A 20,169-nucleotide genomic window follows, 5' to 3' on the forward strand; every position below is an offset into this window, starting at 1 on the left:
ACTCGATGCTGCCTAATGACGCAAAAAAGCGCAATCGTGCAGCTATCAGTCATTGGGTGGGCTGAGCAGGAAATTGCCTTTCATCAGGTCAGGATCATCCGATTCAATGGTCTGAACCTGCGCCTCGTCCTTGAGGTTGACCCCCGACAGCTGCCGACGACACGCCTCTTTCATCAAATAAAGCAGGCGATGGGCGGCCATGCCGTAACTCAGGCCCTCCAGTCGTACGTTGGAGATGCAGTTGCGGTAGGCATCGGTGAGTCCGACCTTGGGGTTGTAGGTGAAATACAGCCCCAGGCTGTCGGGCGAGCTGAGGCCCGGTCGTTCGCCGATCAGAATCACCACCATCTTGGCCCCGAGCAATTGGCCGACTTCATCGGCCACTGCCACGCGGCCCTGTTCCACCAGAATCACTGGCGATAAAGACCAGCCTTCAGCCTGGGTCTGTTCCTCCATGCGTGTAAGAAACGGCAGCGTATGTTTATGCACCGCCAGCGCCGACAGGCCATCGGCCACCACCACGGCCAAATCCACGCCACCTGGGTTGGCGGCGGCATAGTCGCGCAGGCTCTGGGCTGACTCATCACTCAGGCGTCGGCCCAAATCCGGGCGTTGCAGGTACATGTGCCGGTCCAGCGCAGCGCTGTGCAGCAACAGGCTGTCACGCCCGCGCTCGGCCATTTGACTGCTCAGGCCCGCATGGTCGAAGGGCAGGTGTACCGCATCGCGCGCCTGGGCGTGGGCGAATTGAAAATCCAGCTGCGCGTTGGTGGGGATGCTGGTGCCGGTGCGGCCCAGGGCAATGCGCGCAGGCGTGAGGCGGCGCAGTTCCAGCCACGGGTTGTCAGGCAGGTCGAGTTGCACAGGCGGCTCCTTCATCCTAATTGCTTCAAGGCGTGGCGAAACGCCGGTGGCAGGCTGTTGCCAAAGTGCACCTTGCCGTCGGCTTGGGTGAAGATGCCCATTTTCGCCAGCCACTGCTCAAACTCCGGCGCCGGCTTTAAACCCAATGTTTGCCGAGCGTACAGGGCGTCATGGAACGAGGTGGTCTGGTAGTTGAGCATGATGTCGTCGGAGCCGGGAATGCCCATGATGAAGTTGATCCCGGCCACGCCCAGCAGGGTCAGCAGCGTGTCCATGTCATCCTGGTCGGCCTCGGCGTGGTTGGTGTAGCAGATATCACAGCCCATCGGCACGCCGAGCAGCTTGCCGCAGAAGTGGTCTTCGAGGCCGGCGCGGATGATCTGTTTGCCGTTGTACAGGTACTCCGGGCCGATAAAGCCTACAACCGTGTTGACCAAAAACGGCTTGAAATGCCGCGCCACGGCGTAGGCGCGGGTTTCACAGGTTTGCTGGTCGACGCCAAAGTGCGCGTTGGCCGACAAGGCACTGCCCTGGCCGGTTTCGAAATACATCAGGTTCTGGCCCAACGTGCCGCGATTCAGGCTCAAACCTGCTTCGTAGCCTTCTTGCAGCACGCTCAGGCTGATGCCGAAACTGGCGTTGGCCGCTTCGGTGCCGGCAATTGACTGGAACACCAGGTCCAGCGGCACGCCACGGTTGATGGCTTCGATGGAGGTGGTCACGTGGGTGAGCACGCAGGCTTGGGTGGGGATTTCGTAGCGCTGGATGATCGCGTCAAGCATCTCCAGCATGGCGCAGATCGAGGCGATGCTGTCGGTGGCCGGGTTGATGCCGATCATCGCGTCGCCGTTGCCGTAGAGCAGGCCGTCGAGAATGCTGGCGGCGATGCCTGCCGGTTCATCCGTCGGGTGGTTGGGTTGCAGGCGGGTCGACAGGCGCCCGCGCAGGCCCATGGTGCCGCGAAACTGGGTGACCACGCGAATCTTCTGCGCCACCAGCACCAGGTCCTGCACACGCATGATTTTGGAGACGGCGGCGGCCATCTCCGGGGTCAGCCCGGGTGCCAAGGCACGCAGGGAATGTTCGTCGGCCGCATCGCTGAGCAACCAGTCGCGCAGGCCACCGACGGTCAGGTGGCTGACGGCGCTGAACGCCTGTTTATCGTGGGTGTCGATGATCAGCCGGGTGACTTCGTCGCTTTCGTAAGGGATCAGCACTTCTTCGAGGAAGTGTTTCAACGGAATATTCGCCAGCGCCATTTGCGCCGCGACGCGCTCGCCGTCGTTTTGCGCCGCCACACCGGCCAGGAAGTCGCCGGAACGCGCCGGGCTGGCCTTGGCCATCACGTCTTTGAGGCTGTCGAAGCGGTAGGTCTGTGTACCTACCGCGTGGGAAAAGCTTGCCATACAGTGTCTCCTTGGCGACGCGGGCTGCCCGTGAGTAAGGCGCCCGCATCGAGGTTTACGGCAGTTAGTGCAAGGCGGCCTCTGCGGCCTGGATCGCCGCGAATTCCTCTTCGGGCGTGCCTGCTACCAAGTGATGCCGGCTGTAGAAAGCAAAGTAAGCAATTAATACTCCATAGATGATCGCAGCGCCAATCACCACCCGTGGGTCCACCAGAAAGCCCGCTACCACGGCCACGCAGGCCAGTACCAGGGCGATGCCGGAAGTGAAAATGCCACCCGGCGTGCGGTACGGGCGCTCCATTTTGGGGCGGCGGATGCGCAACGTGATGTGCGCGGCCATCATCAGCACGTAGGAAATGGTCGCGCCGAACACCGCCACCAGAATCAACAAATCACCCTGGCCGGTCAGCGACAGGCCGAAACCGATGATGCCGGGGATTACCAACGCCAGCACCGGCGCCTTGCTTTTGTTGGTCTGCGACAGCTTGCGCGGCAGGTAGCCGGCGCGAGACAAGGCAAAGATCTGCCGCGAATAGGCGTAGATAATCGAGAAAAAGCTCGCGATCAGCCCGGCCAGGCCAACCAGATTGACGAAGCTGCCCATCCAGGTCGAGCCGCCGTACGACAAGGCCAGCGCTTCAACCAGCGGGTTACCCGATTTAATCAGCGCGTAGGTGCCGGCGCCGCCGGGCGCAATCACCAGAATCAACAGGGCAAAACTGGTCAGCACCACAATGGCGCCGATCAATCCGCGGGGCAGGTCGCGCTTGGGGTTCTTGGTTTCTTCGGCGGCCAGGGGCACGCCTTCAACGGCGAGGAAAAACCAGATCGCGTAGGGAATCGCCGCCCACACGCCAACATAGCCAAACGGCAGGAAGGTACTGGCGCCCTTGGCCTCGGTCACCGGAATATCGAGCAAGTTGGCGACGTTGAAGTGCGGCACCATCGACACCAGGAACACGCCCAAGGCAATCGCTGCGATGGCGGTGATCACAAACATCAGCTTCAAGGCTTCACCCACGCCAAAGATGTGGATGCCGATAAAGATGATGTAGAACGCCAGGTAAATCATCCAGCCGCCGATGCCGAACAACGACTCGCAATAGGCGCCGATAAACACCGCGATGGCGGCAGGAGCAATCGCGTACTCGATAAGGATGGCGGTGCCCGTGAGGAACCCGCCCCAAGGGCCAAACGCGCTGCGGGCAAAGCCGTAGCCACCACCAGCGGTAGGAATCATGGAAGACAGTTCGGCCAGGGAGAAACACATGCACAGGTACATGGTGGCCATGAGCAAGGTGGCGAGGAACATGCCGCCCCAGCCGCCCTGGGCCAGGCCGAAGTTCCAACCGGCGTAGTCGCCGGAGATCACATAGGCAACGCCAAGGCCGACCAGCAGCACCCAGCCGGCGGCGCCTTTTTTCAGTTCGCGTTGTTGGAAATAGTCGGTGCCGACTTTTTCGAAGTCGACGGAAGAGCCAGTGGGTTCGCTAGGCATGGGGAAGTACCGTCCATTGTTATTGTTTTAGCTCGACCTCTTTGTGTCGAACGTGAGTTGCGAGTACTTGCGAAGATTCAAATGTGGGAGCTGGCTTGCCTGCGATGACGGGAAGGCAGTCACCACTTTTGCTGGTTGAACCACCGCTATCGCAGGCAAGCCAGCTCCCACACTTGATTGCATTTCAAGTGGGGGAGCGGGTGTTAGTTAGAAAAAGCCCAACGGATTAATGTCGTAGCTCACCAGCAGGTTCTTGGTCTGCTGGTAGTGATCCAACATCATCTTGTGGGTCTCACGGCCCACACCGGACTTCTTGTAGCCACCAAACGCGGCATGCGCCGGGTACAGGTGGTAGCAGTTGGTCCACACACGGCCCGCCTTGATCGCACGGCCCATGCGGTAGGCGCGGTTGATGTCGCGGGTCCATACGCCGGCACCGAGGCCGAACTCGGTGTCGTTGGCAATCGCCAGGGCTTCGGCTTCGTCCTTGAAGGTGGTGATGCTCACCACCGGGCCGAAGATTTCTTCCTGGAACACGCGCATCTCATTGGTGCCCTTGAGCAGGGTCGGCTGGATGTAATAACCACCGGCCATGTCGCCGGTCAGTTGCTCAACCTTGCCGCCGGTGAGCAGTTGCGCGCCTTCGCCCTTGGCGATTTCCAGGTAGGACAGGATCTTGTCGAACTGCTGCTCGGACGCCTGGGCGCCGACCATGGTGTCGGTGTCCAGCGGGTCGCCGCGTTTGATCTGCTCGACCTTCTTCATCACCACTTTCATGAAGTCGTCGTAGATCGACTCTTCAACCAGCGCACGGGATGGGCAGGTGCACACTTCGCCTTGGTTAAAGAACGCCAGCACCAGGCCTTCAGCGGCTTTTTCGATAAACGAAGGTTCGGCTTTCATGATGTCGGCAAAGAAGATGTTCGGCGACTTGCCGCCCAGCTCGACGGTCGACGGAATAATGTTCTCCGCCGCCGCGTGCATGATGTGCGAGCCCACTGGCGTGGAGCCGGTGAAGGCGATCTTGGCGATACGCTTGCTGGTGGCCAGGGCTTCGCCCGCTTCTTTACCGAAGCCGTGCACCACGTTCAGCACGCCAGGCGGCAGCAGGTCGCCAATCAACTCCATCAGCACGTTGATGCCCAGCGGGGTTTGCTCGGCGGGTTTAAGTACCACGCAGTTACCGGCGGCCAGGGCCGGTGCGAGTTTCCAGGCGGCCATCAGCAGCGGGAAGTTCCACGGGATGATCTGGCCGACCACACCCAGCGGCTCGTGGAAGTGGTAGGACGCGGTAAGTTCGTTGATCTCGGCGCTGGTGCCTTCCTGGGCGCGGATGCAACCGGCGAAATAGCGGAAGTGGTCGGCGGCCAACGGGATGTCGGCGTTGAGGGTTTCACGCACGGCCTTGCCGTTGTCCCAGGTCTCGGTGATGGCCAGCAGTTCGAGGTTCTGTTCGATGCGGTCGGCGATTTTCAGCAGCACCAGCGAGCGGTCCTGGGCTGAGGTCTTGCCCCAGGCGTCAGCGGCAGCGTGGGCGGCATCCAGTGCCTTGTCGATGTCTTTGGCAGTGGAGCGCGGGAATTCGGCGATGGGCTTGCCGTTGACCGGCGAGGTGTTAGTGAAATAGTTGCCGTCCACCGGCGCAACGAACTCGCCGCCGATGAAGTTGCCGTACTTGGCCTTGAAGGAAACGATCGAGCCTTCGGTGCCGGGATGTGCGTAACGCATGGTGGGTATCTCCTGCTTTTATGTTTATTGGAGTACAGCGGTGTTGCGCGTGATAAAGCGTAGAGCAAAGGTTGGGCCATCGCTTTACACACCTGTTAAATCAAGGGTTTGAGCTTTGTTGCGAGGCGTTACGGTGACAAGGCTGGCACAGTCGGTGTGACAGTTTGTGCCATAAGCGATACACCCTGTGACCGGTGGGTCGGCGCGGGATTGCAATGGCCGGATGGCTGGGGGATGCTGGCTGCTCTCACGCAGGGAGAATAATAAGAACATGCACAACGATCATTTCAGTCGCCATGCTCAACAGGTCCTCACCGTCACCCGTGGGCAAGACCTCGCCCACGGCCCCGGCAGCGACCCGTCCATCGCCCGGTCCTGGTTGCGGTGCCTGGAGGACTATCACCTCGACCCCGCGCTGACCATGGCGCCCACCGTGCTGGAACACGGGCGCCTGCTGGAAAGTCGCGAGCGCTTGCAGCAAGTGCTGCGCATTGCCGGCAGTGAGATGAACAGCCTGCATCAACAACTTTCCGGCGCCGGCCATGCGGTGCTGCTCACCGATGCGCGTGGGGTGATCCTCAACTGCGTTACCGCGCCGGCCGAGCGCAAGGTGTTCGAGCGTGCGGGGCTATGGCTGGGGGCCGACTGGAGCGAGGCGTGCGAGGGCACCAATGGCATCGGCACCTGCCTGGTGGAGCGCCAGTCGCTGACCATTCACCGCGATGAGCATTTTCGCGGCCGCCACACCGGTCTGACCTGCTCAGCGAGCCCGGTGTTCGATCCCCATGGAGAACTGCTGGCCGTGCTGGATGTGTCTTCTGCACGTGAGGCGGTGTCGCGCCAAAGCCAGTTCCACACCATGGCGCTGGTGAACTTGTCGGCCAAGATGATCGAAAGTTGTTACTTCCTGCGCCATTTTGAAAAGCACTGGCTGCTGCGCTTTCACTTGCAGGCGGAATCTGTGGGGTTGTTCAGCGAAGGGCTGCTGGCCTTCGATGGTGACGGACGTATCTGTGCGGTCAACCAGAGCGCCCTGAACCTGCTGGGCCAGGCGCGGGGCGGTTTGCTGGGGCAGCCGGTGGAAGCGTTTTTCGAATGCTCGCTGGACCAGTTGCTCGGCCGCGCCAGTGCCAATGCCACCGCCAGTTGGCCGTTGCGTACGCGCGATGGCCGGCATTTGTTCGCTGCGTTGCGTGGTCAGGCACGGAGTACACCGCCGGCGCCGATGGCCAAGCCCGAGGCACCGCGCCTGCCGGGCATCTGCCTCGGCGACCCGGTGTTACAGAGTGATTTTCGCAAGGCCCTCAGGGTATTCGAGCGCGACGTGCCCCTGTTGATCAACGGCGAAACCGGCTGTGGTAAAGAAGCCTTCGCCAAGGCGGTGCATCAAGCCAGCCAGCGCGCCGACAAGGCTTTCGTTGCGCTTAATTGCGCCGCCATCCCGGAAAACCTGATTGAAAGCGAGTTGTTCGGTTATCGCGGCGGCAGCTTTACCGGCGCGCTGAAAGAAGGCATGCGCGGTAAATTACAGCAGGCCGATGGCGGCACCCTGTTTCTCGATGAGATAGGCGACATGCCTTTCGCGTTGCAAACCCGTCTTTTAAGGGTGCTGGAAGACCGCGTGGTGGTGCCCATCGGGGGCGCGCCGCAGGCGGTGGACGTCAGAATCATCAGCGCGACCCACCGCGACCTGTTAGCGCGTGTTGCCGACGGTAGCTTCCGCGAAGACCTTTACTATCGCCTCAACGGCCTTGAGATTGCCGTGCCGCCCTTGCGCGACCGTAGCGACAAAGCGCAATTACTGGCGTTTTTGCTGGCGGAGGAAGCCGCAGGGCAAGCGGTGGTGCTTGATGAGCCAGCGCGCCGCGCTTTGCTGGACTACGCCTGGCCGGGAAACATTCGGCAATTGCGCAACGTGTTGCGTACTTTGGCGGCGTTGTGCGAGGACGGGAAAATCAGCGTTGAAGACCTGCCGCCCATCATTCGCCAACCGCGCCCCGTGAGGGCTTTAGAGCCCCAGCAGGGGGGCGTTCTGGACGATGCAGAGCGTGTAGCGTTACTCAATGCACTCAAACAGCAACATTGGCACATGTCCCGCACGGCAGAAAGTTTAGGCGTGAGCCGGAATACGCTTTACAGGAAGTTACGCCGGCACGGAATTGAACGTTGTTCACACGCGTGATCTGCGCGTTGTTACTGCAGCCCTCATAGTGCCCGCTTTTAGTCACCGATGAGAGAAGTGGGTTGAAACGTTTGGATAAACCTTGCCTGATGTTTTTTGTGTGATTTGTACAGTTGTGAACCACTCAGTCTCGGAATAGTTACTTGTTTTTATTCGGGTTCGGGTGTGGAAATGACAAATATTGAAGCAGTGAAAGTATCACCCATCTTATCCAGTACAGGGGCCGATGAGCCTCCTGCGGCTGGCGCCAGGGTTAGCGCCGATAAAGCACATGATGAACGCAACACGGATGCTCAGGTGCCTGACACCCCCGAGACCCGGGCGGTGGCTGACGCTCAGTTGGCGAGGCCCTACGCGTTAGCATTAGCGACGCGCTCCTTTCACACCTCAATGGGGCCAATGGATGTTCAAGTGCCTGCGCAGTCCACACTCGGTCGTTGGCGGACCCAATTGGACGACGCCTTTAAAAGCCGGGGGTTTTTATCGTGGGCGAAAGAACAGGGCCTTGATAGCAAAAGCCTCAAAGTGGATCCGTTCGCCGGGGAATTGACTGGAATTGTAAATGGCAAGATCCACACTTTTTCCTTAGAAGACAATTCGGGTTGGTCGGACATCTCCAGGGTGCTGTTGTCGATTGCCAGGGTGATCGCTCCAAAGCCTGGGCAGGCGTTCAGTTATCCTTGGCCGGACGGTAAGGTGCCGCTGTACACGGTGGGTCGATTTTACGCAGAACCTATCGATCTCTCGCCTTCGCAAGCCGCCGCGCATCGAGAGAAATTGAAGGCCGGGTCAGCGTTTGAGTTCGCACCTGTGGGTCATGCGTCCCAGCGATCTGTCGAGGCGTTAGTGGAGCAGGGCAAGGCGCTGGGTGATGACGCTAATCGTCATGCACTAATCGCTGCGCTGAACGCCCAGGTAGACGATGCTGAAGGGAAAATAGATCTGAATAACGTTATGGTCCCGATTGACCGACGTTCAAGTTTGTTTATCGAGGAGCAGCGCCGGGAGATAAGTGTTGCTCAGATGCTCGAAAATAAGGGGCATAAGCTACCTGGCAACCGTGCGCAGGCGCTTGGCTTGGCGAACGCACTCTCCTTTGACCTTGCCCATCGGATGCCTGGGGCCGACGGTGGGGGCGTCAGGCATATTGCTGGACTGCTGAATAAAACTGCGTTGCGCAAGATGAAGGCGGTAGTGGATCCGTGGAAGTTGAAACATGCAAGCCCGGCTCCTGATTCTCACGCAGGAGCAGGCAGTTTTATACGTAGCCTGATGAACAGGCCTGGGGCGCCTGCCCAGAAGATGATTCTGGACAATCCCTCATTGGCATTGGACCAGCTCATTCGGACGCCCGATGCACAGACGTTGGGCCTGGACATACAAAAAAGAATCAGCTCAGCAGAGTCGCCGACCGGTGCGATTGAGGCATTGACTGCGGCACTCTTGCAGGACCTTGATCCTAACCCAGATAAGTCATGCTTCAACGTGGCGGGTTATAACCTCTATCAGCGTGACAATATGGGGGCTAGCGCTTCTGAGATCGTTAAACGTTTTACGACTTATCTTGAGACTAAACTGGGCGCGGATGTGGCCCCTCTTGCTGCGCAGCTATTACTGTCCGCCGTCGCCCCTGAACTCAAAGTAAAAAATATTCCTCCCGAACTTGTTTTTGGGTCTTATACGTGGGCGGAATTTTCAATAGCGGTTGCACTGGTAGAGCAGGAAGATCGCGGCGGCGCATCGGGAAACATGACGTTTCGTCAAATAGTGGACTATGCCGATGTGCAACTTAATATCCTTGAGGATGAGGACGCGTTAGCAAGCATGTCGATCAATCCGCTTAGGGCGTGGGGGGTCGCTAACAAGGTGATAAAATACAGCCCCGACGGTCAATATACGCCCGAGGAAGTTGAGCAATCACAGCGCGTGTTAAAGAAGCAGAAAAGGGAACTGGAATGGGCACGCACTGAGTTGTTGAAGCCGCCACCGACGCGGGAGTCGGAGGCGCTGTCTGAGTTCAAACGGGTGTACCCGGATGTTGATCCGACCAAGACAACCTTATGCAGTGTCATGGATAGCCGTTATATCGTATCGCCACTTGATGTCTATATGACGAAACCTTTTGAGCCAGACAGGTGGAAGTCACGTGATGAAAAAGAGTTGCCTTGGACGCAGATGAAGTCTCGCTTTTCTGAGCTTGATAACAATATCGGCCAAACGTTTGCTGAGAAGTTTGAGGGCTATAAAAAGACTCAGGCCGCGGGGTGGGCAATTCAGTTCAAATATCAGGCGTCTTTGCTGTCTATGGCTGAACAGGATCGTATAAGTCAATCAACTGTAACGTTCATGCGAGTGTCCCGTCCTTTTTTGGGCACAGAGGAAACGAACAGCCGACAGCTTTACCCCGGACGCCAACCCCGAAAGCCCACTCCACACGAACTCAAAGAGTTGGAAGGGGGGCAAGGCTTGCTTATGAAAGTTGAGGGCGGGGAGGGGGCGGTTGAGTACTTTAGTTATTTTCCAGCCCTGGGAAAAATCGTTAAGGAAAAGGGAGTGCCGGCAGAGCAGCCAAACTTTGACGATCGCAGGTATTTTTCTTCGGGTTACGAGGCACGAGTCCCTGGCACGTACAATGTGTTTACAGAATTTGCCACCAATAATGAGCGTGATTCGCCTGATGTAATCGGTGAAGCAAGAACGCCGTATTTTTCTCAACGGAACGGTTCGCTGGGTGCCGTGGTGGGTGATTTTTTTACCAAGGATTATGATTATTTAAAAACAAAGCTTTTCGGTGAAACGAGGATTGAAAAGAACACCAGGGCTAATCAAGCTGTCAACAATTTTCTCCTTTCGCTTATTCCCTTCTATGATGGTATTAAAGATGCGATCGACGGCAATGTTGCGGGCGCAGCTTTTAATATCGGGTTCGATTTTTTAGGGTTTTTTCTCCCTGGGGCGAGTGCCGCGAATAGGGCCTTGAAGCTTGGTAAGTCAGCAGGCAAGGTGCTCAAACGGTCTTTTTTTGCAGGGATCGGTGCTTCTGTGGGTGTTACCGATATCGTTGATCTGCCGAAAAATTTTAAACGGGGGATAGTCGCCTTAGGTAAGGATTTAAAGACGGTACGCAAACATTCAGATGAGGTGCTTGCTCGACTGAAAGGGAATTACAGATTTTATGAGGTGACAGGAAATTACAAGGAGGGTGATATTGTCAAGGGCTTCTATCAGGTGGAGTCGGACGGTGTAAGCAGGCCAGTAGTTGCGCTATTTAAAAAGGGCGCTTGGTATGCATACAGTACTGTTACCAATACACCCTTTGGCCCTCAGTTAGCACAGTTTGGAGTGCTGAATGCACTGACGCCTTCGGATAAACCATAATGGTTTTAACGGGCGCGGCTTAGCGAAAAAAGTCGCCGCGCCCGTCTGAGTTGTTAATAAGTTCGCGTTTGGTTGAGTCGTCGGGCTGCGATTTTTAGTATCCGTGCGGCTGACGCACTGTGCCTGTGTGCCTGGATCGTTTTTGCCGACGTTGTTGTAGGTCAGTGGCGGGTGTGTATTTTTTATAACCTGGAACTGTATGAGGTATTTGTGTCACCTAATGGCTGAAGGAAATGGATGGCTTTCTAATTAAAACTAATTATTAGGCAGAACGTTATGATATTTGCAAATGCAGTTGAACGGCCATTGGTATGCTCAAAGATTTCGAGTTTTTTCAGTGGCGGATGGACCAGAAGCGAGACGCCTGGCCCTGTAAGAACACCTGATGCTCCCAAGATAGAGGGCGCGGCAGCGGCCAAACCCGCAGACGGTAGCAATAACGGTTTTGATCAGGGGTTCATCGATAAGCAAGTGATATCCCTCGAAGGTCCGGGGCACGCCAGTGGCCAACGACAGCCGGGGGAGGCCCCTGATACAAATGCCACTGCTTCGCAAGTGGTTGACTATAGAGAAGCGAACAGGAAAAAGTGGCAAACGCAAAAAGATGCTGAAGCCCGTGACAAGTTGTTCGGTCAGCCCACACCGGGTCGAGTCGATGGGCAAGAGGTTCCACCGTTCTCTTCTCGAGCGCTTGAGGAAAATGCGGCGGATTTAAGCAAAGCCTCAGGGGCTGAGTCCAAGTTTGAGCTGGGTAAGGCGTATAAAAATGCACTGGTGACTTCATCGATTACTTTGCCAGTTACGATAGTTGCTTTTGTGACCATCGGAGCTATCAATGAAACTATTAAGCCTCACCTCAGTGCAACCCCCGTTGCTGAGGGTGCCCCCGTTGCTGAGGGTGTCACCGTTGCTGAGGGTGTCACCGTTGCTGAGGGCGCCCCCGTTGATGAAGGAAAGCTCGTCGATCGTAAACAGACAAGTGTATTTCAAGTGGCCAATACCTTAGCCAATCTGCGGGGCGAAGGGCATGTTGGGCCATCGGACAAATGGGCAGCGCAAACCGATGAGGAACGTTTGGATTCTCTCGATGCAATACTTGACTATTGCGAGCCCGAACTGGTTAAGGATGCACAAAATTACGGCGTTAAGTTTCAACCTGCTACCTCGGGCGGTGATAGCGACGATATAAAGACCCGCACAGCTGTCATCGATTCCAGGCTGGCGGCCCTGACGGCACTGTTCGGTGTCTTAAAGGGGAAAGTATCGGGCAGTGCCAACTAGTAGGCCGGCGCGTGTCACGGGTTAGGCGATTGGCGGGAACGAGGTCGACGCTGCGCTGAACGCCTGCACTCAGATTGACCTGCACTCTGATTGAAGAGTGCGGGCTTTTCTTGCGGGTGAAGTAATTTTTTATGACGTGCTTATGTGAGTGCTTCCGGTTTCTGCTGATTTTGCGCATAGCGCTATCGCCGCTGATTGATTGGCATAGAGAAGTACTGGGCCGAGACCTCCATCTCCACCACCTGCTCCTGCTCCTGTGCCGCCGCCGTTACCACCGCGCCCACGTCCGCCAGTGCCGCCCAAGCCGAAACCAGATCCTAAACCCGCGCCGCCGGGCAAGCCCGGGCCTGCACCCAAGCCCCAGGGCGGTGGGTTCAAGGACGCGGGGAGCACTGTCATGCAGATCAATAAAATCAAGGCCAATGACGAGTTGATGATGGCCAATTTGCGCAAGCAGGCGCCTATCAGTGTGGCGGAGGCTGCCAAGCGAGTTTTTGATGCCGACAGACTGGTCAAGGCCGGTGTGATTGATACCGGGCCAAGCGCCCTGCGCGTTGCTCGTGATGCGGCTATCAGTGCCGGTATCACCGGGATGGTCAGCGCGCCGATCAACGTAGCAGCCTATGCAGGCTCCGTGGCCGCCGGAGAGCGGATCAAGTCTTCTTACGCCCCTGGTGTATTGCCGCCACCGTTTTTGCCCGGCGCCAGCAGCCCGCCCAAAAAAGGTGACGCTGACGAGCACGTTGATTCGACGCCCGATTCGACAGCCGATTCGTCAGGCACGATTGACCAGCGCCTGGATGATTTCGAGATAAAGCTGTTGGGCATGGGCTCCACCGTCATGATTCTGTTGGGCGAGAACAACCGTGTATTTACCAAGAGTGAACGTTGGCCAACCGATAACGACGCACGCTTAAGCAACCTGGAAAAGATACTCAGGTTCTCTGAGCAACAATTGAAGAAGATCACTCGGCAGAACGGTATTATTTTTAAACCATATAAACCCGGCGAACCCATACCTGCCGATGCAGAAGGGCGTCTAGACCTGATCGACAAGAAGTTCAAGCGCATGGACGAGGCCTATGAAAACCTGCGTTTGCTCGCTGCTTTGAAAGCCAGTCAGCGCAACACTCAAGCACCCGCCATCGCTTGAGGATGGCACTATCGAGCGAAATGCCAGACGCATTTCGCTCGCCCGCTGACCGTTTAAAAGGTGCGATTTCCTACTCCCTGCGCTAACCTGCCTCGATGTTTACGAGGTCAACTATGCACATTCATATTCTGGGTATCTGCGGCACATTCATGGGTTCGATGGCGGTCCTGGCCAAAGAGTTGGGCCATCACGTTACTGGCTCCGACGCCAACGTTTATCCGCCCATGAGCACGCAGCTTCAGGCCCAGGGTATTGAGCTGACCCAAGGTTACGACCCCTCACAGTTCGACCCGGTCCCGGATCTGGTGGTGATCGGTAACGCCATGTCACGTGGTAACCCGGCGGTCGAATATGTACTCAACAAGGGCTTGCCCTATGTCTCCGGCCCGCAATGGCTGGCCGACCATGTGCTGCAAGGTCGCTGGGTTCTTGCTGTGGCGGGCACCCATGGCAAGACCACCACCAGCAGCATGCTGGCCTGGGTGCTTGAGCATGCGGGCATGAGTCCGGGTTTCCTGATCGGCGGTGTGCCGCAGAACTTCTCGGTGTCGGCGCGTTTGGGCGATACGCCGTTTTTTGTGATTGAGGCCGATGAATACGACAGCGCTTTCTTCGACAAGCGCTCCAAGTTCGTCCATTACCGCCCGCGCACCGCGATCCTCAACAATCTTGAGTTCGACCACGCGGACATTTTCCCTGATCTGGCCGCCATTGAGCGCCAGTTCCACCATTTGGTGCGCACCATCCCCAGCGAAGGCCTGGTGATCCACCCGACCACCGAGCCGGCCCTGCAGCGCGTGATCGACATGGGCTGCTGGACGCCGGTGCAAACCACCGGCGCGGGCGGGCAGTGGCAGGTCAAGTTGCTCAGCGATGACGGCTCGCGCTTTGAAGTGCTGTTCGAGGGGGAGGCCCAAGGCGTCGTCGAATGGGACATGACCGGTCAACATAACGTCGCCAATGCCTTGGTCACCCTGGCGGCCGCACGGCATGTGGGCGTGGTGCCTTCCATGGGCATCGCCGCCTTGAGCGCGTTCAAGAGCGTGAAACGCCGTATGGAAAAAGTCGCTGATGTGAACGGGATTACCATCTACGACGACTTTGCCCACCACCCAACAGCCATTGCGACCACGCTGGATGGCCTGCGCAAGCGCGTCGGTGATGCCAATATCATTGCCATTATTGAGCCGCGCTCCAATTCCATGAAACTCGGCGCGCACCGCGATGGTTTGCCGGAAAGCGTCAACGACGCCGACCAGGTGGTTTGGTACGCCCCGACTAACCTCGGCTGGGACCTGCCGGCGATTGCGGCGCTGTGCACGGTGCCTTCCATCGTGTGCGACTCCATTGAAGCGATCATCGAACACGTCAAACATCAAGCCAAGCCCGGCACCCATGTGGTGGTCATGAGCAACGGCGGTTTCGGTGGCCTGCACGGCAAGCTGGCCGAGGCGCTCAAATGAGTGGCCCGGAACGCATTACCCTGGCGATGACCGGCGCGTCCGGTGCGCCTTACGGCCTGCGCTTGCTGGACTGCCTGGTGCGCGAAGACCGCGAGGTGCACTTCCTGATTTCCAAGGCCGCGCAATTGGTGCTGGCCACCGAGACGGATGTGCAACTGCCGGCCAAGGTGCAGATGATGCAAGCCTTCCTCACCGAGTACACCGGCGCGGCTGCCGGGCAGATCAAGGTGTACGGTAAAGAAGACTGGATGTCGCCGGTAGCGTCCGGCTCCGGTGCGCCGGCGGCGATGGTGGTAGTGCCGTGCTCCACCGGCACCTTGTCGGCGATTGCCACGGGCGCCTGCAACAACCTGATCGAGCGGGCGGCTGACGTGACCTTGAAGGAGCGCCGCCAGTTGATCCTGGTGCCGCGCGAGGCGCCGTATTCGAGCATTCACCTGGAGCACATGCTCAAGCTGTCGAACATGGGCGTGACCATCTTGCCGGCCTCGCCAGGGTTTTATCACCAGCCGCAAACCATCGATGACCTGGTGGACTTTGTAGTGGCGCGCATTCTCAACCTGCTGAACATTCCCCAGGACATGCTGCCACGTTGGGGCGAGCACCATTTGAGCAGCGATGAATAAGGCGCTGCTGGTAATGTTGGCGCTGCAACTGACAGGCTGCGCCACGGCGCGCACGCTGGATGCCGCGCAACCTGGGGCGCCGGTGGTGTATGCCGGCACGCGGCTGGATGTGTATGCGATCAATGGCGGCTGTTGCGCCAAGGATCGATTTGGCGCTGAGGCGCCGAGCTATCCGCATGTGGATCTGCCGGCCAGCGCGTTGCTCGACACCTTGCTGTTGCCGCTGTCGTTATTGACGGTGTTGGGTGTGGGGTTTAACGCAACGGGCGGGCTTTAGTGTTGCGTTGAGTGTGCGGGCCCCATCGCGGGCAAGCCCGGCTCCCACAGGGGAATGCCTTCCAAAGGTGGGAGCTGGCTTGCCTGCGATGGGGCCCGCACAGGCGCTGCTAGATCATTTGCCGAGCTTGCGCAACTCATCCGACTCCACCACCCGCACGCCATCCTGCTCTTCCAGCGCCAGGCGCCACATGGCGCGGGCCAGTTCGCAGACTTCGATACCGTGGTATTTGCCCGGAATCAACCGCGACAACGGCCCGGCGATTTTCTCGGCCAGGCGCGATTCCAAGCGTTCCCCCAGCAGCAACGAAGGCCGTACGATGGTCAGTTGCGGCCAGTCCTGAGCCTTGAGCGCTTGCTCCATTTCGCCTTTGACGCGGTTGTAGAAAATCGAGGATTTCGGGTCGGCGCCAATCGCGCTGATCACGATCAGGTGCCGAGCGCCCATCTCCCGTGCGCGCTTGGCGAAGGCCACCACCATGTCCAGGTCGACCGCACGGAAGGCTTCTTCTGAACCGGCTTTTTTAATCGTGGTGCCCAGGCAGCAGAAGGCGATATCAACCTGGCCGCTCAGTTGCGGCAGGAACACTGCAGGGTCGCCCACCGGGTTTTCCAGGTGTGGGTGTTCGGCCAACGGCTTGCGGCTAGGTGCCAGTACGCGGGTCACCGTGGGTTCGTTGAGCAGGCGGTCGAGCAGGTGTTCGCCGGTCAGGCCGGAGGCGCCGGCGAGCAGGATATGCTGAGGTGTCAGGTACATGGTGTTTCCCCCTTGTTACACGTTACAGCTTAGTTGCCTTTGGCTTCCTTGCTATTCATTGAGACGCTTTCGAGCGCCTTTCGTGCCTGCTGTTTACGTAACAATTGCCAGTGGGCGATCACGCCTTTGGGCGCCCAGATCTGCGGTTCAGAGGCTTCGAAGTTGTCCGCCTGTTCACGCTCGGCCACGTGCAGCTGCGCCAGTTTGAAGGCTTGTTGCAAATCGTCGGTCTGGTTGAAGGCCTGGGCGAACAAGGCGTCGCCGAAGTAGGTGAAGTCCGCTTCCTCGGAGCAACCGAAGGACACGCGATCCGCGCGCGAGGCGGTCATGATCAGCGTGTGCTCGTCCTTCAGGGCCGGGATAAACCCACCGGAGTAGCAGGCGGAAATCACGATGATCTTGTCGCGGTCCTTTAACGGCGCAAGCACGGCGGCCAGTTCATCGGCGGGCAGGTCGGCCAGCTCCATGCGCGGCTGGTCGAGCACCAGTTCATGTTCGTGGGTGCCGTGGCTGGTCATGTAGATAAACACCAGGTCTTGCGGCCCGGTGCGTTCGGCCAGGGTTTGCACAGCGCGGCGCAGGCTTTCGCGGGTGGCCAGCGGGCGGTCGGCGATGTGGTCGCGGTGGTTGACCAGACGAATCTGCCCGCGCGCACCGAAGCGCGTGGCGAGCATGTTGCTGACGTAATCGGCTTCGCGCAGGAACACGCTTTGTTTGCCATCGCCGGCCAATACCAGGGTGTACAGCTCGACGGCAGGCGTGGAGGGTGGCACGGCGGCAAGGGCGGCATCGAGCAAGCGGCCTTGGGCCAGTATGCCGACCTCCAGTGGGTCGGGCAGCAACTTGCCGTCGGCATCGCGCACGCGCATGCCGTTGACCCAAGTGCCGGCCTGCACGGTGCCGTCGGTGAGTACCAGGGTGCCTTTGCCCTGGTAGCTGTCGCTGTCGAAACCGCCGACATAGAAACTGCCGTCGGTGAGGTTCAGACGGCCTTCGCCGCTGAAGCGCCATTCGCTGAACTGGCCCACGTAGTGGCTGCCGTCCACACCGATCAACTCGCCTTTGCCGCTGAGCGCGCCTTCCTTGAACTGGCCGATCCACACGTCGCCGTCGGCGTTTTCATAACGGCCCTTGCCGTTGAGCTGGTTCTGTTTGAACTGGCCGACATAGATATCGCCGTCGGCACTGTTGAAGGTGCCATTGCCTTCAAGCTGGCCATCGACAAAACGACCACTGAACTGGTTGCCACTGTCGTCGTTGCGCTGGCCTTCGCCATTGGGTTTGCCGTGCACGAACTGGCCCTGGTACTGGCTGCCGTCGGCCAATTCCAGGCGGCCAAGGCCGGAATATTGATCGTTTTTGAATTCGCCGCGATAGGTCATCTGCCCCTCTTTGAGGGTGCCTTCGCCGTTGCGTCGCCCATTCTTGAAACCGCCGACGTAGCTGCTGCCCGCCGTGGTCAGGCTGCCTTGGCCATCGAACAGGCCTTGCTGGAACTGGCCTTTATAGACCTCGCCGTTGCTGCCATGCCATTCGCCCTGGCCGTGCCACTGGCCTTTGTCGAACTGGCCGGCGTACCAACTGCCATTGGGGTAGTCCACGCGGCCCTGGCCTTGCAGCAAACCGTTGACCACATCACCCCGGTAACGGCCGCCGTCGGGCAGGCGCGCATCGGGCGGCAACAGCGATTCGCCGTCTCCGCAAGCGGTGAGCAACAGGGCAAGGGCAAGGGGAGCGAGTGGGCGCATAGCGGGATCCGGATAATTGAGCGCCGAGTATGCCGCAGCTGCGAGATTCATACATAAATTTACATACACTGTGGCAAGGTTTATTGCCTCGCCACAGGCCCGGCCTTACACGAAGCAGAGTGACAGCGACTCGGCGATGTAAGCAGGTTTTTCCTGGCCTTCGATTTCCAGGGTGGCGGTGGCCTTAAATAGCCATTGGCCAGGTTTTTTCTCGGTCACGTCGGTGAGGGTGACGTTCAGGCGGACCTTGGAGTCAACCTTCACGGGCTGGATAAAACGCACGCTGTCCAGGCCATAGTTGACGGCCATCTTCAAGCCTTCGGGCATGATCAGGATGTCTTCCATCAGCTTGGGCATCAACGACAGCGACAGGAAACCGTGGGCGATGGTGCTGCCGAACGGGGTCTTGGCGGCCTTGATCGGGTCGACGTGGATGAACTGATGATCGCCGGTGGCTTCTGCGAACAGGTTGATACGCGCCTGGTCGATGGTGAGCCATTCGGAACGTCCCAGTTCCTTGCCGACATAATCTTTGAGCTGCGCTACAGGTACATAGGGCATTGCGACTCTCCTTGGTTCATCGATTCTGTTTTTTATGAGTTACAGAGAACCAATGTAGATCATCATGGGCAACCCACCCGGTCAACCCACCATGCTTTTGGCGAATGCCGAAGCATATGGCGGGCGTGCTTATAATGCGTCCCAGCTTTAGAGGGGGGAGAGAGCGATGCTGTTACGGGGCCTGACCTGGCTGCTGCTGTTTCAATTGATCGGCACCGCGATCAACCATTTGCTGTTGCCGGTGCTGCCGGGGCCGATTATTGGCTTGCTGCTGATGCTGGGTTTTTTGATCTGGCGCGGTGAAGTCGGCGAGCCCCTGAGCCTGGCTGCCAGCAGCCTGTTACGTTACTTGCCGTTGCTGCTGGTGCCGCCGGCGGTGGGCGTGATGGTCTACGCCAAGGACATTGCCGCCGATTTCTGGGCCATCATCGGCGCGCTCGTTTTGTCGCTGGTGATCGCCATGGGTTTTGTCGGCGTGCTGATGCAGCGCATGGTCAAGCGCAAGGAGCGCGATCAATGATCGGCGACTGGCAGGGCGCGTGGGCTGCGGTTATTCATCATCCGTTGTTCGGCATCGGCATCACCCTCGGCGCCTATCAACTGGTGCTGGCGGCATTCGAGAAAACCCGCTGGGTCTTCCTGCAGCCGGTGCTGGTGTCGATGCTGCTGGTGATCGGCGTGCTGCTCAGTTGCGGCCTGACCTACGTCGAGTACCGCAAGAGCACCGAGATCATGGGCATCCTGCTCGGCCCGGCGACGGTGGCTTTGGCGGTGCCGCTGTTCTTGAACCTGCGACGGATTCGTCAATTGTTCTGGCCGATTTTTACTACGCTGGTGATAGGCGGGGTGGTGGCCACCGGCTTGTGTGTGCTGCTGGGCTGGTGGTTCGGCGCCGAACACATGATGCTGATGACCATGGCGCCCAAGTCGGTGACCTCGCCGATTGCCATGCTGGTGGCTGAGCAGATCGGCGGGGTGGCCGCGCTGGCGGCGGTGTTTGTGCTGATCACCGGGGTGATCGGCGCGATGATCGGCCCGGCGTACCTGTCGCGCCTCGGTGTGCACAGCCCCGAGGCGCGTGGCATGGCGCTGGGCATGACCGCCCACGCCGTCGGCACCTCGGTGGCCTTGCAGGAAAGTGAAGAGTGCGGCGCCTTCGCGGCGTTGGCCATGAGTCTGATGGGCGTGGGCACGGCGGTTTTCCTGCCGTTGGCCGTGTCGGTGATCGTTTAAACCAGGTTTAAGGAA

General features: G+C 58.7%; 16 protein-coding genes. 9 read left to right on the forward strand and 7 right to left on the reverse strand.

Annotation, left to right across the window (positions count from 1 at the left end; genetic code table 11):
• Positions 1 to 45 precede the first annotated feature (45 nt).
• The 4 genes from eutC to exaC all read right to left on the reverse strand — a co-directional run bounded on the left by eutC (position 46) and on the right by exaC (position 5,496).
• Positions 46 to 879 (reverse strand): ethanolamine ammonia-lyase subunit EutC, encoded by an 834-nt coding sequence (eutC, locus tag ACQY47_RS18195; protein ID WP_428550752.1) that lies wholly within the window; start codon positions 877 to 879, stop codon positions 46 to 48.
• The gene (locus ACQY47_RS18200; protein ID WP_177033929.1) at positions 876 to 2,270 is read right to left on the reverse strand and encodes an ethanolamine ammonia-lyase subunit EutB; all 1,395 of its coding nucleotides are present in this window, start codon (positions 2,268 to 2,270) and stop codon (positions 876 to 878) included. The genes eutC and ACQY47_RS18200 overlap by 4 nt, the downstream gene beginning before the upstream one ends.
• 64 nt (positions 2,271 to 2,334) lie before the next feature.
• Positions 2,335 to 3,768, reverse strand: coding sequence for an ethanolamine permease (eat, locus tag ACQY47_RS18205; protein WP_058420204.1), 1,434 nt, complete (start codon positions 3,766 to 3,768; stop codon positions 2,335 to 2,337).
• A gap of 207 nt (positions 3,769 to 3,975) precedes the next feature.
• Positions 3,976 to 5,496 carry an acetaldehyde dehydrogenase ExaC gene (exaC, locus tag ACQY47_RS18210; RefSeq protein WP_058420203.1) on the reverse strand — a complete coding sequence of 507 codons (1,521 nt, stop codon included), beginning with the start codon at positions 5,494 to 5,496 and terminating at the stop codon, positions 3,976 to 3,978.
• A gap of 271 nt (positions 5,497 to 5,767) precedes the next feature.
• Between exaC and ACQY47_RS18215 the strand changes: the two genes are divergently transcribed.
• The 7 genes from ACQY47_RS18215 to ACQY47_RS18245 all read left to right on the forward strand — a co-directional run bounded on the left by ACQY47_RS18215 (position 5,768) and on the right by ACQY47_RS18245 (position 15,856).
• Complete coding sequence (locus ACQY47_RS18215; protein WP_169987403.1) at positions 5,768 to 7,678, forward strand: sigma-54-dependent Fis family transcriptional regulator; 1,911 nt, start codon at positions 5,768 to 5,770, stop codon at positions 7,676 to 7,678.
• A 171-nt stretch (positions 7,679 to 7,849) separates the two neighbouring features.
• Positions 7,850 to 11,056, forward strand: a complete 3,207-nt coding sequence (locus tag ACQY47_RS18220) for a hypothetical protein (RefSeq protein WP_428550758.1) — start codon at positions 7,850 to 7,852, stop codon at positions 11,054 to 11,056.
• A 276-nt stretch (positions 11,057 to 11,332) separates the two neighbouring features.
• Positions 11,333 to 12,337, forward strand: a complete 1,005-nt coding sequence (locus ACQY47_RS18225) for a hypothetical protein (protein ID WP_428550761.1) — start codon at positions 11,333 to 11,335, stop codon at positions 12,335 to 12,337.
• Positions 12,338 to 12,773: 436 nt separating this feature from the next.
• Positions 12,774 to 13,490, forward strand: a complete 717-nt coding sequence (locus ACQY47_RS18230) for a hypothetical protein (protein ID WP_428550764.1) — start codon at positions 12,774 to 12,776, stop codon at positions 13,488 to 13,490.
• Between the two features lie 113 nt (positions 13,491 to 13,603).
• Positions 13,604 to 14,953: a UDP-N-acetylmuramate:L-alanyl-gamma-D-glutamyl-meso-diaminopimelate ligase gene (gene mpl / locus ACQY47_RS18235; protein ID WP_428550767.1), complete on the forward strand. Its 1,350-nt coding sequence runs from the start codon at positions 13,604 to 13,606 to the stop codon at positions 14,951 to 14,953.
• Positions 14,950 to 15,579, forward strand: a complete 630-nt coding sequence (gene ubiX, locus ACQY47_RS18240; RefSeq protein WP_017136038.1) for a flavin prenyltransferase UbiX — start codon at positions 14,950 to 14,952, stop codon at positions 15,577 to 15,579. Before mpl ends, ubiX begins: the two co-directional genes overlap by 4 nt.
• On the forward strand, positions 15,572 to 15,856 hold the full coding sequence (locus tag ACQY47_RS18245; protein ID WP_099547584.1) for a YceK/YidQ family lipoprotein: 285 nt from the start codon (positions 15,572 to 15,574) through the stop codon (positions 15,854 to 15,856). Before ubiX ends, ACQY47_RS18245 begins: the two co-directional genes overlap by 8 nt.
• A gap of 114 nt (positions 15,857 to 15,970) precedes the next feature.
• Here the strand turns inward: ACQY47_RS18245 and ACQY47_RS18250 are convergent, their stop codons facing one another.
• From ACQY47_RS18250 to ACQY47_RS18260, 3 genes are all read right to left on the reverse strand, one after another.
• Positions 15,971 to 16,612, reverse strand: a complete 642-nt coding sequence (locus tag ACQY47_RS18250) for an oxidoreductase (protein ID WP_017136040.1) — start codon at positions 16,610 to 16,612, stop codon at positions 15,971 to 15,973.
• A gap of 29 nt (positions 16,613 to 16,641) precedes the next feature.
• A complete protein-coding gene (locus ACQY47_RS18255; protein ID WP_017136041.1) occupies positions 16,642 to 18,360 on the reverse strand; it encodes a C13 family peptidase in 1,719 nt (572 codons plus the stop codon).
• Positions 18,361 to 18,465: 105 nt separating this feature from the next.
• Positions 18,466 to 18,921, reverse strand: coding sequence for a MaoC family dehydratase (locus tag ACQY47_RS18260; protein ID WP_428550773.1), 456 nt, complete (start codon positions 18,919 to 18,921; stop codon positions 18,466 to 18,468).
• Between the two features lie 166 nt (positions 18,922 to 19,087).
• On the opposite strand from ACQY47_RS18260, the gene ACQY47_RS18265 reads away from it, so the two are divergent.
• Entirely contained in the window at positions 19,088 to 19,441 is a 354-nt protein-coding gene (locus tag ACQY47_RS18265) for a CidA/LrgA family protein (protein ID WP_428550776.1), read from the forward strand.
• Positions 19,438 to 20,154 carry an LrgB family protein gene (locus ACQY47_RS18270; protein WP_017136043.1) on the forward strand — a complete coding sequence of 239 codons (717 nt, stop codon included), beginning with the start codon at positions 19,438 to 19,440 and terminating at the stop codon, positions 20,152 to 20,154. The genes ACQY47_RS18265 and ACQY47_RS18270 overlap by 4 nt, the downstream gene beginning before the upstream one ends.
• The last annotated feature ends 15 nt before the right edge of the window (positions 20,155 to 20,169 follow it).

It is taken from the genome of Pseudomonas edaphica, assembly GCF_965277385.1.
Classification (GTDB): Bacteria; Pseudomonadota; Gammaproteobacteria; order Pseudomonadales; family Pseudomonadaceae; genus Aquipseudomonas; species Aquipseudomonas edaphica.